General features: G+C 65.4%; 14 protein-coding genes. 6 read left to right on the top strand and 8 right to left on the bottom strand.

Annotated elements, in window-relative coordinates; translation table 11 throughout:
• The first annotated feature begins 1 nt into the window (after position 1).
• Positions 2 to 931 (top strand): LysR substrate-binding domain-containing protein, encoded by a 930-nt coding sequence (locus tag E5X34_RS05210; RefSeq protein ID WP_292561950.1) that lies wholly within the window; start codon positions 2 to 4, stop codon positions 929 to 931.
• Between the two features lie 23 nt (positions 932 to 954).
• Here E5X34_RS05210 and E5X34_RS05205 read toward each other — a convergent pair whose 3' ends face one another.
• From E5X34_RS05205 to E5X34_RS05185, 5 genes are all read right to left on the bottom strand, one after another.
• Positions 955 to 2,328 carry an MmgE/PrpD family protein gene (locus tag E5X34_RS05205; RefSeq protein ID WP_292561947.1) on the bottom strand — a complete coding sequence of 458 codons (1,374 nt, stop codon included), beginning with the start codon at positions 2,326 to 2,328 and terminating at the stop codon, positions 955 to 957.
• Positions 2,329 to 2,348: 20 nt separating this feature from the next.
• Positions 2,349 to 3,269: an NAD(P)-dependent oxidoreductase gene (locus E5X34_RS05200; RefSeq protein WP_292561945.1), complete on the bottom strand. Its 921-nt coding sequence runs from the start codon at positions 3,267 to 3,269 to the stop codon at positions 2,349 to 2,351.
• A 61-nt stretch (positions 3,270 to 3,330) separates the two neighbouring features.
• Entirely contained in the window at positions 3,331 to 4,131 is an 801-nt protein-coding gene (locus E5X34_RS05195; RefSeq protein ID WP_292561942.1) for an N-acyl homoserine lactonase family protein, read from the bottom strand.
• Between the two features lie 59 nt (positions 4,132 to 4,190).
• Positions 4,191 to 5,018, bottom strand: coding sequence for an SDR family NAD(P)-dependent oxidoreductase (locus tag E5X34_RS05190; RefSeq protein ID WP_292561938.1), 828 nt, complete (start codon positions 5,016 to 5,018; stop codon positions 4,191 to 4,193).
• Positions 5,019 to 5,188: 170 nt separating this feature from the next.
• Positions 5,189 to 6,178, bottom strand: coding sequence for a LacI family DNA-binding transcriptional regulator (locus E5X34_RS05185; RefSeq protein ID WP_292561935.1), 990 nt, complete (start codon positions 6,176 to 6,178; stop codon positions 5,189 to 5,191).
• Between the two features lie 209 nt (positions 6,179 to 6,387).
• Between E5X34_RS05185 and E5X34_RS05180 the strand changes: the two genes are divergently transcribed.
• Together E5X34_RS05180 and E5X34_RS05175 are read left to right on the top strand one after the other, a co-directional pair.
• The gene (locus E5X34_RS05180) at positions 6,388 to 6,870 is read left to right on the top strand and encodes a hypothetical protein (protein ID WP_292561931.1); all 483 of its coding nucleotides are present in this window, start codon (positions 6,388 to 6,390) and stop codon (positions 6,868 to 6,870) included.
• A gap of 18 nt (positions 6,871 to 6,888) precedes the next feature.
• Positions 6,889 to 7,767, top strand: a complete 879-nt coding sequence (locus E5X34_RS05175; RefSeq protein ID WP_292561929.1) for an N-acyl homoserine lactonase family protein — start codon at positions 6,889 to 6,891, stop codon at positions 7,765 to 7,767.
• A gap of 43 nt (positions 7,768 to 7,810) precedes the next feature.
• Here E5X34_RS05175 and E5X34_RS05170 read toward each other — a convergent pair whose 3' ends face one another.
• On the bottom strand, positions 7,811 to 8,593 hold the full coding sequence (locus tag E5X34_RS05170) for an SDR family NAD(P)-dependent oxidoreductase (RefSeq protein ID WP_292561926.1): 783 nt from the start codon (positions 8,591 to 8,593) through the stop codon (positions 7,811 to 7,813).
• A gap of 414 nt (positions 8,594 to 9,007) precedes the next feature.
• On the opposite strand from E5X34_RS05170, the gene E5X34_RS05165 reads away from it, so the two are divergent.
• From E5X34_RS05165 to E5X34_RS05155, 3 genes are read left to right on the top strand one after another with little or no spacing between them, the layout of a single operon-like run.
• A complete protein-coding gene (locus tag E5X34_RS05165) occupies positions 9,008 to 9,946 on the top strand; it encodes a sugar ABC transporter substrate-binding protein (RefSeq protein ID WP_189343077.1) in 939 nt (312 codons plus the stop codon).
• A gap of 40 nt (positions 9,947 to 9,986) precedes the next feature.
• Entirely contained in the window at positions 9,987 to 11,537 is a 1,551-nt protein-coding gene (locus tag E5X34_RS05160; protein ID WP_292561923.1) for a sugar ABC transporter ATP-binding protein, read from the top strand.
• Entirely contained in the window at positions 11,534 to 12,547 is a 1,014-nt protein-coding gene (locus tag E5X34_RS05155; RefSeq protein WP_292561920.1) for an ABC transporter permease, read from the top strand. The genes E5X34_RS05160 and E5X34_RS05155 overlap by 4 nt, the downstream gene beginning before the upstream one ends.
• Positions 12,548 to 12,580: 33 nt before the next feature.
• Here E5X34_RS05155 and E5X34_RS05150 read toward each other — a convergent pair whose 3' ends face one another.
• Complete coding sequence (locus tag E5X34_RS05150) at positions 12,581 to 13,303, bottom strand: ABC transporter ATP-binding protein (RefSeq protein WP_292561918.1); 723 nt, start codon at positions 13,301 to 13,303, stop codon at positions 12,581 to 12,583.
• On the bottom strand, positions 13,300 to 15,144 hold the full coding sequence (locus tag E5X34_RS05145) for an ATP-binding cassette domain-containing protein (RefSeq protein ID WP_292561916.1): 1,845 nt from the start codon (positions 15,142 to 15,144) through the stop codon (positions 13,300 to 13,302). The genes E5X34_RS05150 and E5X34_RS05145 overlap by 4 nt, the downstream gene beginning before the upstream one ends.
• Position 15,145 lies beyond the last annotated feature (1 nt).

The raw sequence follows: 15,145 nt of genomic DNA, 5'->3' as shown, positions 1-15,145 counted from the left end.
GTTGGACACGAAGCAGCTTCAGGTCTTCATCGCGGTCGGCTCGGCGGGCAGCTTCTCGAAAGCCGCCGTCGACCTCAATGTCACCCAGCCGATGATCACGCGCCATATCCGCGGGCTCGAGGAAGAGCTCGGCGTCGAATTGTTCCACCGCAACGGTCGCGGCGTCGTGCTGACCGAAGCCGGAGCGCTCCTGAAATCGCATGCCGACGAGATCGTCGAGCGCATGCGGCTCGCGCAGAATGCCGTGTCCAATCTCAGGGCTTCGCCACGCGGCAGGTTGGTGCTCGGCGTTCCGCCCTCCGTCGGAACGGTGCTGACGGTGCCGCTGGTCAAGAAGATCAAGAACGAGTTCCCGAATGTTGCCCTGCAGGTCATCGAGGGTTTCAGCGGCCATATCCTCGAATGGCTGATCGCCGGCCGCATCGACGCGGCGGTGCTCTACAACTCGCCCAATCACCCCTCGGTGCTGACCGAGCCGCTCGCCGATGACGAGCTTTTCCTGATCGGCCCGGCGCTGGCCCAGCCTCTGCTGCCGCGCGGTCCGGTTGGCCTCGGCGTGCTAGCGGAACTGCCGATGATCCTGCCAAGCCGGCCGCATGGTCTGCGTCGGCTGATCGACAACATCGTCGCCGAGCACGGCATCTACCCGCGCATCGAGATGGAATTGGAGGCGATGCCGTCCACGCTGCTGCTTGTCGAGGAGGGCGGCGGCTACACGGTCCTGCCCTATGCGTCCGTGCACCTGCTTGCCGAAGCCGGCCGTATCGAGGTCTGGCCGTTCGACCCGCAGATCACCCGCAAGCTGATCCTCGCGACCTCGTCGCAGAAACCGATGTCCTCGACATTCCGGCCGCTGTTCCGGGCCGTGCGCACGGAACTGAGGGACATCATCTCCACCCATGTCTGGAAGCCGCCGCAGCACAATCGCTGAGGTCGGGCACGACGGCGTGCGGCCTATGCCTTCGGCCGGGCCAGCGCCATGATTGAACCGACGTCGCTGACGTCGCGAAGCGCCCACAGGCTATCGGCAAGCGCGCCGGCATCGATCGCCGGGCTGCCGTACTCGGCGAGGGCGGCGAACTTATCGCGCAGCGCGGCGTCCGTCATCGGCCGTGCCGGACTGCCCGTGGCAGCCAGCTCGCGCACCTCGAAATGCGCCCCATCGCTGCAGCGGACGGAGACATAGGCCGCCTCGACCGGAATGGCTTCGTCCGTGTCGATCGGACGCACCTTGGCGCGCAATGCCTTCACGTCAGGGTCGTTCACAGCCGCGTCGCTGAAATCGGCCGCACCCGCCGTGCCGCGCAACAGGGCGACGGCGACGGCATGCTGCGCGCTGACCTGCGCTTCCCGGCCTGTGGTGACGTCGGGCCTGTCGGCGCGGGCCTTGAGCAGCGGGCAACCGCGCACGGTGATGTCGTTGACGAGATCGGCGGAGAAATCCGGTTTCCGATGCAGGTCAAGGCATACGTCGATAACCGGGTTGAGCACCACGCCACAGGGATATGGCTTGAACATGTTGCGCAGGTTCTCCCAGTCGCTGCCCAGTCCGCGCTCGATCAGCTCCGGCTGCGGCGCGTCGCACAAGACCTTGAGAAAACCACGCGGGCCTTCGAGCGGCATCGGCGGTCCCTCGACCCCACCCTTCGCCATCAGCGCCGCGAGCAGGCCTCCGCGCGCGGCGGTGCCGACGCCCACGCTCTTCGCCATGAAGCCCAGGGTCTCGACGAGACCCGATGCCTGGGCGGAAGCATTGCCGAAGGCCCAGAGGATTTCCTCCTCGGTCAGATCGAGCAGCTTCGCCGCGGCTACAGCGGCGCCGAAGATTCCGCAGGTCGAGGTGATGTGCCAGCCGCGATCGTAGTGGCTCGGCGAGATCGCGTTGCCGATCCGGCAGGTCACCTCCACGCCGAGCGCGAAGGCATGCAGGAGCTCGGTCCCGCTGACCGGCCGCAATTCGGCCAAGGCAAGGACAACGGGCGCCACGGGCGCGGTCGGATGGATGATCGTGCCTTGATGGGTGTCGTCGAAATCGAACACGTTCATTGACGCGGCGTTGAGAAAGGCAGCGGTCGGCGCATCCCGCTTCGCGCCATGACCGACAACGGTCGCCGCCGACCCCGCCGAGAAGGGCGCGAGGCTCGCCGCAAGGCGCAGGATCGCCTGGTCGGACGACCCGCCAAGCGCGGTCCCGAAGCCGTTGAAGAGGGCGCGCAGCGTATGCTCGCGCACCGGCTCCGGCACGTCGTTCCATTGCGAATTGCGCACAAACGCAGCAAGCCGGCGCGACAGGCCCGGGGCAATCGCCTGGGGGGAATTGACGCTCATCGGATTCGTTCCGGCCGGCGTCAGGCCTGAGCCTTCTTGCCGGCAACAGTCACGCCGGCCCAACCCTCGATCGGCTTGATGATTTCGGTCAGGTCCGCATCGGCGCCGAGGTCGCTCTTCGCCAAGGTCAGCAATTGCCGCACCGCGCCGCCGACGATCATCGGCACACCCAGCGCGTCGCTCTCTTCGAGGCAGAGGCGGATATCCTTGGCCGACAGCCCGATGGCGAAGCCGAAATCGAAGCCGCGGGTAAGCACGAATTTCGGGATCTTCGTCAGCGTCGCGTTGGAACTGCCGCTGCCCGAATTGATGACCTCGAGCATGACGTCCGGATCGAGCCCGGCCTTGGTGCCGAGCACGAGCGCTTCCGAAGCGATCGACAAGGCCGTCACCGACATCAAATTGTTGATCACCTTGATCATCTGGCCCATGCCCGGCTCCAGGCCGACATGCACCGGCTTGCCCAGCGTTTCGAGGACCGGGCGGATCGTTTGCATCGTCGCCTCGTCGCAGGCGGCCATCATTGCCAGCGTGCCTTTTTCAGCGCCGCCCACGCCACCGCTGACCGGACAGTCGGCCAGCGCGATGCCGGCGGCCTTGAGGCCTTGCGCGACAAGGCGCTCCGTCCGCGGACCGGTGGTCGAGAGGTCGATGACGATGCTCGCGCCCTTGGCGGAGGTGAGCCCGTCTTGGCCAAGGCAGACGGCCTGCACGATCTCCGGCGTCGGCAGTGAAAGCAGCACCACGTCGCAGCGCTTCGCCAGCTCCGCGGGAGTCGCGGCCTTGCCGGCGCCCTGCGCGGCCAATGCCTCGACGGCGCCGGCATTCGTGTCATAGACGCTCACGCTATAGCCTGCCGCCATCAGGCGCTTCGCCATCGGCGTTCCCATCCTGCCAGCGCCAGCCAGCCCGAGCTTGAGATTGTTCATTGTCGTCTCCATGCGATTTAGCGACGAACGCCCCAAGGCTTTCGATCATCAGGGGCGCCGATCAAAAAGGCGCTCACGGCGCCCCGGCGATCGGGTCGAGGTCGAGGCGCACGATGTCGTCAACGCCAGCCAGCGCGGCAGGATAGCGAGCGAGGACCAGGGGATCATGACCCGGGATGATGTGGTTCGGCGTGCTGGCGAGTTTCTTCATGGTGGCGTAGCCGTCCAGCATGTCGGTTGCGCTCTCCAGCACCGGGAAAGGCCGGTTCTGCTCGAAATTGGCGTAGAAATGCGATGCGTCGGACCCGAGCACCACCCAGCCGCGCTGCGTCTTCACCCGGATCACCTGCAGCCCCTTTGAGTGGCCGCCGACACGATGAACGGTGAGGTTTGGAGCGACCTCGGAGACGCCGTCATGGAAGGTGACGCGCCCGGCATAGAGCTTGCCGATCATGCTGGCCACGTCCTCATAGTCGAACGGATGCCTGAGATAGCTGTGGCACATGCAGCGTCCCGTGCAGTAGGCCATCTCCACGTCCTGGACGTGGTAGCGAGCCTTCGGGAACAGCTCGTGATTGCCGGCATGGTCGAAATGCATATGCGAGATGATGACGTCCTCGACCTTGTCCGGATCGATGCCGATCATCTTCAATCCATCGCCGACCGGGCGCAGCAGATTGCGCTGGCGCCGGTCCGCGACTTTCGCGTCGAAGCCCGTATCGAACACGAAAGTGCGCGACTTGCTGACGATCGCCCAGACGAAATAGTCGAGCGGCATTGGCCCGTCATGCGGGTCGCCGCCGATGAAATTCGCGGCCGCGTTGCGGTCGTGGTGGCCGTAACGAATGGCGTAGACTTCGTACAATTCGTCCATGGATCGCTCCTCTAGACATTACTCTCGCGTGTGCGATGCCGGTCTGCTTCGGCCCTAGCTCAACTTGCCAGCCAGCCTGCTTCGACCGGCAGTACCGATCCGGTCATGTCCCGGGCGATCGGCCCGCACAGGAAGACGAGCAGGTCCGAGATGCTCCCGGCCGAGACGAAGTTGCCGCCCGGCTGCTTGCCCTCGAGGAAGAGCCGCTCGGCCGCCATCCGGTCGATGCGGCGCTCGGCCATCAGTCTCTCCACCCTTTCTTCTGTGCCTGGCGTCAGCACCGATCCCGGACAGAGGCTGTGACAGGTCACGTCGCGGTCCAGGTTCTCCAACGCCACGGCGCGGGTCAAGCCGAGGATAGCAGACTTCGTCGTAACATAGCCGACGCGATCGGTCGTTCCGCGCATGCCGTAGACGGAGGTAATGTTGAAGATCCGGCCGAAATTCCGGCTGCGCATGCTAGGAAGCAGAAGCCGGATGGCGTGGAACGCGGCGGAGAGGTTGACCGCCAGCGCAAGGTCCCATTGCTCGGCCGGGAAATCCATGACCGGCGCGAAGTGCCGGACGACAGCATTGTTGACGAGGATGTCGATCGGCCCGAGCACCGACATCGCAGCATTGATCAGTCCTTCGACACCCGATAGCGTCGAGAGATCGGCCTTGTGGTAGGCTACGCGAGCGCCCGTCTTGCGGGCGAGATCGTCGCGCTGCGCCTCGACCTGGTCAGCCTCCTCCAGCCCGTGCAGCATGATGCCGCAGCCGGACTCGGCAAGCCTTGCCGCCATGGCCTGCCCAAGGCCGGCGGTGGAGCCCGTGATCAAGGCGGAGCATTCGTTGAGCGGCTTCGCCCGGGTGGAGGGCGCGGCCCCCTCGGCTTCCTTCGACAAGCTCAAATCCTGTTCCGCCATTCTGCGAGCATTGCCAAGCCCCTCATTCCTACGATAGTCCGCCAGGCAGGCGACTGCCGCGCAGTTCTCGACTTTATATTGGTACCGGTAACAAAATGCAATCGCAGAAAAGCGGGGAGCCGTGTTGCGATACCGGTGCTCGGGGCGGGTCAGGTGCTCTCGCGCTGGATGACTTCGAACTTGAGGTCGACGACGCTGCCGCGCAGGTGATCGGCGCCGTCGATGATGCGGCTGAGCAGGATCCGCGCCGTCCGCTCGCCTATGTCGTAGCGCGGCAGGCGCAAGCTGGTGATGGAGGGGCTGACATGCCGCAACAGGTTGACGTCATCGAAACTGGCAAGCGCGATGCGGCGGGGTACTGACCAGCCGCGGCGCTGGCACTCGAACAGCGCGCCGACGGCCAGGACTTCGCCGGCGCAGAAAAGCGCGTCGACCTCCGGCACGCTCTGAATCACCCGCGCGACGACTTCGGCGCCGGCGGCAAGGCCGCGCCCCGTCTCAAGCACCATGCGCGAGTCGGGCTCAAGGCCCAATTGCTTGAGCGCCGCAAGGTATCCCTTGAGGCGGTCCTGGGAACGGTCGTTGTGCACGGAATAAAGGCTGGCGAAGGCGATCTTGCGGTAACCGAGCCTGCCGAGATGCATGGTCATCGCGTAAGAAGCATCGCGATTTGAATAGCTTACGACCATGTCGAGCGGTTCTTTGGGGATGTTGCCGTTCTCGACGACGGGAATGCCCGACTTGCGGATCTTCTCGATCGCCTGGGGCGTATGCTCGGTGCTGTGCAGCACGAGCCCGCCGACCCGGTGGCTGAGGAAGACGGTGATGAGCTCCTCTTCCTCATTGGGATCATAGCCCGATTCCGCGATCATCAGCTGGAACCCGGAGCGCTTCAGCACCTCCGACAGGCCCTTGATCGTCTGCGTGTAGATCGAGTTGTCGATGCTGGGAACGATCAGCCCGATGGTCGTCGAGCGGTTCGAGGACAGGCTGCCCGCGAGGTGGTTCGGCAGATAGCCGATCTCGCGGACCGCCGTCAGCACACGCTCGCGCATCTCCTCGGACACTTTGCCGGGCTCGTTCAGGACCCGCGAGACGGTCATGGTGGAGACACCGGCGCGAACCGCGACGTCGCGCATTCGGGCGCTGCCATTGCGTCTTTCTGTGTTCTGGGATGATCGCCTGGGCATCTTTGTTATCGCTCGGTCCGGCCGGCGCGCATCAAATCATTCCCTTGTCGAACAAACAAGCCGTTGACGCCGGTTGCAGCAATTCTGTTGTTACCGATATCAAAATCGGGTAATGCCCAAACGAGGAGGACGCCGCGATGCCGGCGTGGAGGATTGCAATGGGCGTGTATTCCTGCGTCGGCGTGACGGAGCAGTCGCTGCTGCGCTATGTCGACGCCGCGCGTGACGCGCAGCAATTGATCAGCCAGACCCTGACCCAACTGTCCGGCTACGCGCTGTTCCTGCTGACGTCGCGCCGCCAGGCGGCGCTGGCCGAGGGCGCTTTGGCTGGAGCAAGACAGGCTGTCATGCAAGCGGCAGAAGCGGTTCGCGGCCTGCAGGCGCCAGAGCCGGCAGCGCACCACTACCATCACATGCGCGGTGCGGCCGAGACGCTCATGGAAGCCTGCGCCGCGGCGACGGCCTGCCGCGAGGCGCAGGACAGGTCGGACAAACGGTTCGACACGCTGACACGCGCGCTTCGCGCGACGAGCGATCATCTGCGGGCGACGTCGCGCCTGTTGCCCGGCTTCGAGCTCATCGATTTCGGACAGGCCTGTTGCGCCGTCCACGCGCCGCGCCTGTCCGGGCAAGGCATCTAATCAATCAGGGAGGATTGAATGGCACACTACTCGATCTGGGTGCTCGAATACGCGGCGGTGGAGAAGTTCCCCTTCAGCGTCATGATGTACGGGCCGCAGCACCAGGGCACGCGCAAGCTTCCCTATGCCTACGCGCTGCTGAAGGGCGGTGGCGAAACCATCCTGATCGATACCGGCTACGACCATGTCGCTTACGGCGAGCAACTGGCCACCGCCTATGGCGTCTCGAACTATCACGGTCCGCGCGCGGTTCTTGCCGAATGCGGCGTGAAGCCGGAGGACGTGACCAGCGTCTTCATCACCCATGCCCATTTCGACCATATGGGCGCCATGCATCTGTTCCCCAACGCCAAATTCTACGTCCAGAAGAGCGAGCTGGATAAATGGGTCTGGGCGCTCACGCTCGGGCCGGAATACAGGTTCCTGGTCGGCGGCGGTGATCCGGCCGATATCGTGCGCGCGGTCGAGGCGGCGAAGGAAGGCCGCATGATCTGCATCGATGGCGACCAGGAGGACGTGCTGCCGGGGATCGACGTCCATCTCGCCGCCGACACCCACACTTATGGCAGCATGTATGTGACGGTCCGTAACGACCGCACCAGCGGCGGCGAGGATCGCTGGATCTTCGCCGGCGACCTCATATACACATACGACAATCTGACCGGGCTCGATCCGGCCGCGCCGCAGATCGTGCCCATCGGGCTTGCCGTCGGCAGTCAGCACAATCTGATCTTCTCCAGCGCCGAAATGCTGAAATCGGTCGGCGGCGAGGTGCGCAGGGTGATACCGGTGCATGAGGACCGGCTGCGCACGACATTCCCGTCGCGGCTGACGGACAGGGGTCTCCAGGTGGTGGAGATCGCCCTCGCCAAAGGCGAGAAGAGTTGCGTCGCCTGAATGGGGACGAACAAGGCTGGGGCCTGTGCCCCAGCCTTGAGCGTCAGAGCTTGTCGGCGCCCGCGACGAAGCCGCCGCCGTCGATCACCACGGCCTGCCCGGTGATGAAGGACGCCGCGTCCGACGACAGGAAAAGCACCAACTGCGCGATTTCGGACGGGTCGCTGATCCGGCCCATCGGGATCATCGGCAGCACGGTATCCTTGGCGCTCTGTTCGCTGCCGAACATGCCGCGCAGCAGCGGCGTCATCACCGAGCCAGGCGCGATAGCGTTGACGCGGATGTTCTTGCGGGCGACTTCCAACGCCACCGAGTTGGTGAGGCCGATCACGCCCCACTTGCTGGCGCAATAGACCGCGGTCGTGGCGAAGCCCATGACGCCGAACAGCGACGAGGTGTTGACGATCGCGCCGCCGCCCTTGGCGGTCATGTGCGGGACCTGATGCCTGAGGCCGTTGAAGATGCCGCGCAGATTGACGTCCATCAGCAGGTCGTAATCTTCGTCATCGAGCTCGTGCACGGGTGCGGTCTTGCCCGGGACGCCGGCATTGTTGAAGGCGATGTCGATGCGCCCGAACCGCTCGAAGGCATGCTTGTGCAGGGCCGCCATCGCCTTGCTGTCGCGAACGTCGACTTCCTCGAATTCGATCTCGACGCCAAGCGGCTTGACCTCTGCCTTGAGGCTTTCTCCGGAGTCCGCGCCGATGCCGGAGACGTAGAGATTGGCTCCGGCCTTGGCGAAGGCCAGCGCCGTTGCCCGCCCGATGCCGGTCGTCCCGCCGATCAGGATGACGTTCTTGCCGGAAAAGTCATAGGTCACGTTCATGTCTGCTCCCATCTCGCTCGAGCTGTTACGCGCTCGCGGCGCTCTCCACTTAGACCGCCTCAGCCATAGCCCCAGCCTGATACCGATAACAAGAAAAATCAGCTTGGCAACGCGAACTCGTTCATTTCAAATCACATGGGATGTCGCAACGGCGAATTTCTCGGGCAGAGCGACGGCGGCTATTGCCGGTCTGCTAAAACTGCCATATGGTACCGGTACCAAGATCAAGCGGCAGGCGCCTCTGTCTCATGTTGGCTCGTGAGAGCCGCAGCGGAGGCGTGCATGCAAGCGGCCGGCAGGGGTGCCCGACGGACACGGCAAAGCCGGTGTCCCGGCGCCCCTGGTCGGAGTCCGAGGAGAGGGAACGGTCGGTCCGCCATGGGCCGGCACCAACGGGAGAGGAGGATTTCCCAGATGAAAAGGCTTTTGCTTGCCTTACTGACCGCTGGAACGATGATCGTTTCAACCGCCGTGCAGGCGCAGGACCACAAGACGCTCGGCATCGTCGCGCTGCTCGCCAATGACGCGCTGAACATCGCGGTCATCGGCGGGGCGACGGACGCCGCCAAAGCAGCCGGCTGGGACGTCAAGGTGACCGACACGCAGGCGAGCGCCGATCAGGCCAACGCAGCGATGAACAGCTTCGCGGCCCAGCATGTCGACGCCATCTTCGTGCTGGCCTTCGCCAGCAGTTCGATCGGCTCCGGCCTGGCGGCCGCGCGCGACGCGCATATCCCCGTCGGCACCTGGGGCGGCGAGATCGTCCCCGGCATCGTGGCGACGACCAGCGGCCGGCAGGTTGGCGACGATTCGGTCAAGTACCTCCTGGAGAAGGCCGGCGATAAGGCCAATGTGCTGGCCATGACCTTCCATCCGGGCAAGCTCTGCATCGACCGCGGCATGGCCTTCGACGAAGGCGTCAAGGGCAAGTCGGGCGTCAAGGTGGATTACAGCGAAGTGGTCGCGCCCGGGCAGGTCCAGTTCGGCAACGCCACGGCCGCGGCCTGGCTCACCGCGCATCCGGCCGGCGGCGACACGCCGCTCGCCATCTGGTCGTGCTGGGACGAGCCGATGCAGGGCGCCGTGGCGGCGCTGCGCCAGGCAGGGCGCACCGATGTGACGACAGTGTCGATCAACGGCAGCGCCCAGGCCCTGCAACTGGTCAAGGAAGGCGACATGACGGCCACCGTCTGGCAGCCCGCCTATCAGGAGGGCAAGGAAGTGTTCCAGGCCATTCTCGACTCCATGAAAGCCGGCGATTCCTGGCAGCCGAAGACCATCGAGATCCCCGGCGTGGTGGTGACCAAGGACAATGTCGACAAGTTCATGGCCGAACACCCCAATGGCATGTAAGACATACAGGCTGGGCCGCTCCGCGAAACGGAGCGGCTAGGTGTCGGCGCCCGTCTCGGCCGCCGGCGCATGGATGCGCATCCGCGGCCTGACCAAATCCTTTGCGGGCGAACTCGCGCTCGACCGCGCCGATCTCGATATCGAGCGCGGCCGGGTGCACGGCCTTGTCGGCGCAAACGGCGCCGGCAAGTCGACGCTGATCCGCTGTCTCGCCGGCGTCACCAGTCCGGACCAGGGCAGCGTGACGATCGCGGGCAATGAGCTTCAGCTGGGCTCGCCGAAGGCGTCCGAGCGCGCGGGCCTCGCCTTCATCCATCAGGAACTCAATCTGATCCCGCATTTCAGCGCCCTGCAGAACATGCTGCTCGGCGCGCCGAAGGTGACGCGGTTCGGCATGATCGACTGGAAGCGCTCGGGCGTCGCCGCGCGCGCCGCGGCCGAGCGCGTCGGCATCCGGTTTCCGCTCGACACGAAAGTCTCCGAGCTGTCGGTCGCCCAGCGCTGGCTGGTCATGATCGGCAAGGCGCTTACCCGCGACGCCAGCATGATCGCGATGGACGAGCCGACAGCCTCGCTCTCCGAGCCGGAAAGCGAGCAGCTCTTCGCCATCATCCGCGATCTCGCCGCCCAGGGCGTCGCCATCCTCTACGTGTCGCATCGGCTGGAAGAAGTGCTGCAGCTTTGCGACAGGATCACCGTGCTCCGCGACGGCCGCATCGTCAGCCAGGCCGAGCGCGGCGCGCTTGACAAGAAGGGATTGGTCCGCGCCATCATCGGCCATGCCGTCCGCACGCCGGACGAGCGCGACCGGCTCGCCGCCGACCGCAGTCGGCAGCCCATCTTTTCCGCCCACGCTATTGCCTGGAAGCAGGCGGTGAAGGATGTGAGCCTCCATCTCTACAAGGGGGAGGTTCTGGCGCTGGGCGGGCTGGTTGGCGCCGGCCGCACCGAATTCGCTCATCTCGTCGCCGGGCTTGCCCGCCCCGAGGTCGGTCATTTCGAACTGGACGGCAAGCGGCTCACTGTCGCCAACCCGTCCGAGGCGGTCGAGGCAGGCATCGCCCTGGTGCCTGAGGAGCGCCGCTCGCAAGGGGTGATGCTGCAGCAATCTGTAGCTTTCAATATCAACATCTCAACACTGAAGCTGCTGCGCAGCGTGCCCGGTTTTCCGTTCCTTTCCGACGCCAAGAGCCGGCGGCAGGCGGAAAGCCTCGTCGCCCATCTCGGCATCAAGACACCGGGCGTCACGGCCAGGATCGCCGGCCTTTCAGGCGGCAACCAGCAGAAGGCGTTGATCGCGCGCTGGCTGAATGCCGGAACCAGGCTTTTGATCCTCGACGAGCCGTCGCGGGGCGTCGATATCGGCGCGCGCGAGGAGATCCACGACGCCATCCGCGCCCTTGCCCGCTCCGGCGTCGGCATCCTGGTGATCTCCTCCGACGTCGAGGAACTCACGTTGCTGGCCGACCGCGTCCTGGTGATGCGCGAGGGCCGCATCACCGGCGAACTCACCGGCGCCGACATCACCGAAGCGAGCATTATCGAGCTCAGCTATCACGATGCGCATGACGATCAAGGAGAAGCGGCATGACGGCCGAGACTGTCCCCATGGCAAAGGAAGCGCCGCGGCCCCGCAAATCCTCATGGAAGCGAACCGCGCTGATCGGTCTGTCGCGCTATGGGACGATCATCGGACTGCTCTTGATGGTGCTTTTCTTCTCGGCCAACGCGCCGGGCGTTTTCCTGTCGCGCGCCAACTTCCTCAACATCCTGAGCCAGGCTTCGCTCACCGCGATCATCGCCAGCGGCTTGACTTATACGCTTGTAGTCGGCGAGTTCGATCTCAGCATCGGCTACGTGGCAAGCTTCGTCGGCCTCATCGTCACCGGTCTGATGGCCTATGAAGGCTTTCCGATCTGGCTGAGCATCATCTGCGCGTTGGCCCTCGGCGCGGGCATCGGCATCCTCAACGGCCTGCTCGTGACCAAGGTCCGGATCAATGCCGTGATCTCGACGCTTGGCATCGGCACGATGCTGACCGGCATCGGTTTCACCTACAGCGCCTTTCCGATCGCCACCGGCATCCCGCGCGCCTTCACCGACATCTCGCTCGGCCGCATCGTCTTCGGCCTGCCCAATCCGGTGATCATCATGGTCGTCGTGCTTTTGGCGCTGTGGACGGTGCTCAACAAGACCGACATCGGCCAGAAGATGCAGGCCGTCGGCAGCAACATGGAGGCGGCGAGGCTGTCCGGCATTCGCGTCGACCGCATCAAGATCTTCGCCTTCGCCACCGCCGGCTTCTGCGCGGCGCTCACCGGCACGCTGCTGTCGTCGCTGCTCGGCAGCGGCACACTGGCCGCCGCCGACGGCTATCTGCTCGACGCCTTTGCCGCGGTGTTCCTCGGCTCCGCCACCTTGCGTGAAGGCGAGTTCCACATCACCGGCACGCTGGTCGGCGTGCTGATCCTGGCGGTCGGCTTCAACGGGCTCAGCATCTTCGGCGCGCCCACCCACTTCCAGCCGATCTTCAAGGGCGGGATCCTGGTTCTCGCCGTCGGCATGTCGGCGCTCGCGCGGCGCTACGCCGCCTCGGCGTGAGAGGCGTCACGTCGCTCGAGACGGTTTCAGGCGTCAGCCGAGATATTTGTTGAGGATCGACATGCCGCCGGAGCGGATCGTCTCCGGCTTCATCTCGTCGACGATCTCGCCATGCGTCATGACGTAGAGCCGGTCACAGACCCGGGTCGCGACATCGGTGCGCTGTTCGACCAGAAGCAGCGAGGCGCCGCGCTTGCGCAGCTCCAGCATCGCCTTGACCACGATGTCGACGGCAACCGGAGAAAGCGCCACCGACGGTTCGTCGAGCAGCATGATCTCGGGGTCGCTCATCAGCATGCGGCCGATCGCGACCATCTGCTGCTCGCCGCCGCTCAAGAAAGACGACAGCCGCTGGCGGTAAGCCTTGAGCACCGGGAAGAGTCCGTAGACCGAGGCGAGCAAGGTCTGGATGCGGGCCTTGTCGTGGCGCAGATGCAGGGCTCCCAGGAGCAGATTGTCCTCCACCGACTGGTCGAGGAACAGGCGGCGTCCCTCGGGCGCGATCGCGGCCAATCCGCGGGCGATACGATGGGTGGGCAGCGCCGAGACGTCGGTGCCGCCGATGCGGATCAGGCCGCGCCGCTGCTTGACGAGGCCCATGATGGCGCGCAGTACCGTCGTCTTGCCGGCGCCGTTCGGTCCAAGCAAGGCCACGGCCTCGCCCTTGCCGACGCTGAGCGCCACGTCGCGCACGACGTCGAAGCGGCCGTAGCCGGCGCTTAACGAGTTGATTTCGAGGGTGGGCTGTTCGCTCATTCGCCGAGATACACCTGTCTGACCACCGGGTCGGCGCGCACTTCGTCGGCCGAGCCGGTGAGGATCACTTCGCCGGCGTTGAGCACGGTCACGCGGTCGCAGAGCGGGAACAGGAAGCGCGTCTGGTGCTCGATGATGATCATCGTCACGCCCTGAGTCTTCAGACTGGCCAGGATCGCGGCGAGATGCCTGACCTCCTTGGCGGACAGTCCGGTCGCTGGCTCGTCGAGCACGATGATGTCCGGTCCGGCCACGCAGACCGAGGCGAGCTGCGTCAACTGCTCGATGCCGTGCGGAACGTCCGCCACCTGCCTTGCCGTCCAGTCGCCGGCGCCGACGAGGCTGAGAGCCTCGCTGGCGCGGCGTTGCATGGCCGAGAGGTCGCGCCGGCCGGAGGCAAGCATCGGCCAGAGCGGCGCGCGGCCGACGATGCGCGGCACGCGGTCGAAGAGCCCGACCATGACGTTCTGCGTCGGCGTCAGTTCCTTGACCAACTGCGCGGCCTGGAAGGTGCGCCGCAGTCCCAGCCGCGAGCGGCTGCTCGCCGGCATGCCGTCGACGCGTATGCCCTTGAGCAGGACTTCTCCGGCATGCGGCGTCAGGCGGCCCGATATCACATTGGCCAGCGTGCTCTTTCCCGAGCCGTTCGGGCCGATCAGGCCATGGATATGGCCGCGGCGGACGGCCAGGTCGATATTGCGCAGGACCTTCGGGCCGAGCCCGTAGCCGAATTCGATGCCCCGGCACTCCACGATCACCTCTGAGTCCCTCGGCGAAGTGGGAGAAGCTGCGACGGTGGGCGCGGCAGGCAGGGCTTCGGCCGAGGCCGCATCCGCCACCGGAGCGATGCCGCCGGCGCGCCGGGCAAGCGCGCGCCGCGCAATGCCGACGACACCGTCGGGCAACAGCGTGATCGCCAGGATCGAGAGCGCTCCGTAGACGATCTCCTGCAGCCAGGGATTGATGTTGACGACATTCGGGAACATCGAGACGAACATCGCGCCCACGACCGGCCCGATGCTGGTGTTGATGCCGCCGATCAGCACCATGACCAGCACGTTCAGCGACACCGACCAGTCGAACTGGCTGGGAGAGACGACGCCGAGGAAGGAAAAGAGCCAGCCGGCTCCTCCGGCCATCGCGGCCGAGACACCGAAGACGCCGACCTTGATCGCCGCCGTGCGCGCGCCGGCGGCCTCGGCGAAAGGCTCGGCATCGCGGATCGAAAGCAGGATCGGGTAGAGCGGCGAATGGCGGATGTTCCAGACCAGGCCGAGGCAGGCGAGCAGCGCCAGCATGATGCACCACACAAGCGGCGTACCGAGCCATTCCAGGTCTGCCGGAAAATCCGGAAAGGCCGGGCCGAGCAATCCCTGCAGGCCGCCGGTGACGGTGACCATGTCGGTCGCCAGGACCGTCAGCACCAGCGTGAAGATGAAGGTGGTGATGGCGAAGTAGAGGCCGCTGACCCTAAGCGACATTGCGCCCACGGCCATGCCGATCAAGCCCGTTGCCGCCAGGACCAGCACGAGCAGGCCGAAGACGTTCCAGCCATAGTCGTTGGCAAGGATCGTCGTCGCGTAGGCGCCGAGTCCGAAAAAGCCGCCTTGGCCCAGCGAGTAGAGGCCGAGCATCCCGGCCACGAGGTCTAGGCTGATCGCAAGGATGCCGAAGACAGCGGCCACCAGCACTAGGCTCTGCAGGCCGAGGTCGGTGTGGGCGACATAGGCGGTGGCCGCCAGATAGGCGATCAGGACAGCGGCAAGCCCGGCGGTGCGCCAGCGGCCGATGCGAAGCCTTGGAGCGGCGGCGCCCGAGTGAGTATCGAATGCAGGGGCCATG

The organism is Mesorhizobium sp., assembly GCF_004963255.1.
GTDB lineage: Bacteria > Pseudomonadota > Alphaproteobacteria > Rhizobiales > Rhizobiaceae > Mesorhizobium.
Note: the sequence above shows the minus strand (reverse complement) of the source record. Positions and strands in the feature narration are given on the sequence as shown.

Bases quoted from the DNA above. Each gene is read 5' to 3' on its own strand.
- E5X34_RS05205 (WP_292561947.1), bottom strand. From the start codon at position 2,328: ATGAGCGTCAATTCCCCCCAGGCGATTGCCCCGGGCCTGTCGCGCCGG.
- E5X34_RS05200 (WP_292561945.1), bottom strand. From the start codon at position 3,269: ATGGAGACGACAATGAACAATCTCAAGCTCGGGCTGGCTGGCGCTGGC.
- E5X34_RS05195 (WP_292561942.1), bottom strand. From the start codon at position 4,131: ATGGACGAATTGTACGAAGTCTACGCCATTCGTTACGGCCACCACGAC.
- E5X34_RS05185 (WP_292561935.1), bottom strand. From the start codon at position 6,178: ATGCGCGACGTCGCGGTTCGCGCCGGTGTCTCCACCATGACCGTCTCG.
- E5X34_RS05180 (WP_292561931.1), top strand. From the start codon at position 6,388: ATGGGCGTGTATTCCTGCGTCGGCGTGACGGAGCAGTCGCTGCTGCGC.
- E5X34_RS05175 (WP_292561929.1), top strand. From the start codon at position 6,889: ATGGCACACTACTCGATCTGGGTGCTCGAATACGCGGCGGTGGAGAAG.
- E5X34_RS05170 (WP_292561926.1), bottom strand. From the start codon at position 8,593: ATGAACGTGACCTATGACTTTTCCGGCAAGAACGTCATCCTGATCGGC.
- E5X34_RS05165 (WP_189343077.1), top strand. From the start codon at position 9,008: ATGAAAAGGCTTTTGCTTGCCTTACTGACCGCTGGAACGATGATCGTT.
- E5X34_RS05155 (WP_292561920.1), top strand. From the start codon at position 11,534: ATGACGGCCGAGACTGTCCCCATGGCAAAGGAAGCGCCGCGGCCCCGC.
- E5X34_RS05150 (WP_292561918.1), bottom strand. From the start codon at position 13,303: ATGAGCGAACAGCCCACCCTCGAAATCAACTCGTTAAGCGCCGGCTAC.
- E5X34_RS05145 (WP_292561916.1), bottom strand. From the start codon at position 15,144: ATGGCCCCTGCATTCGATACTCACTCGGGCGCCGCCGCTCCAAGGCTT.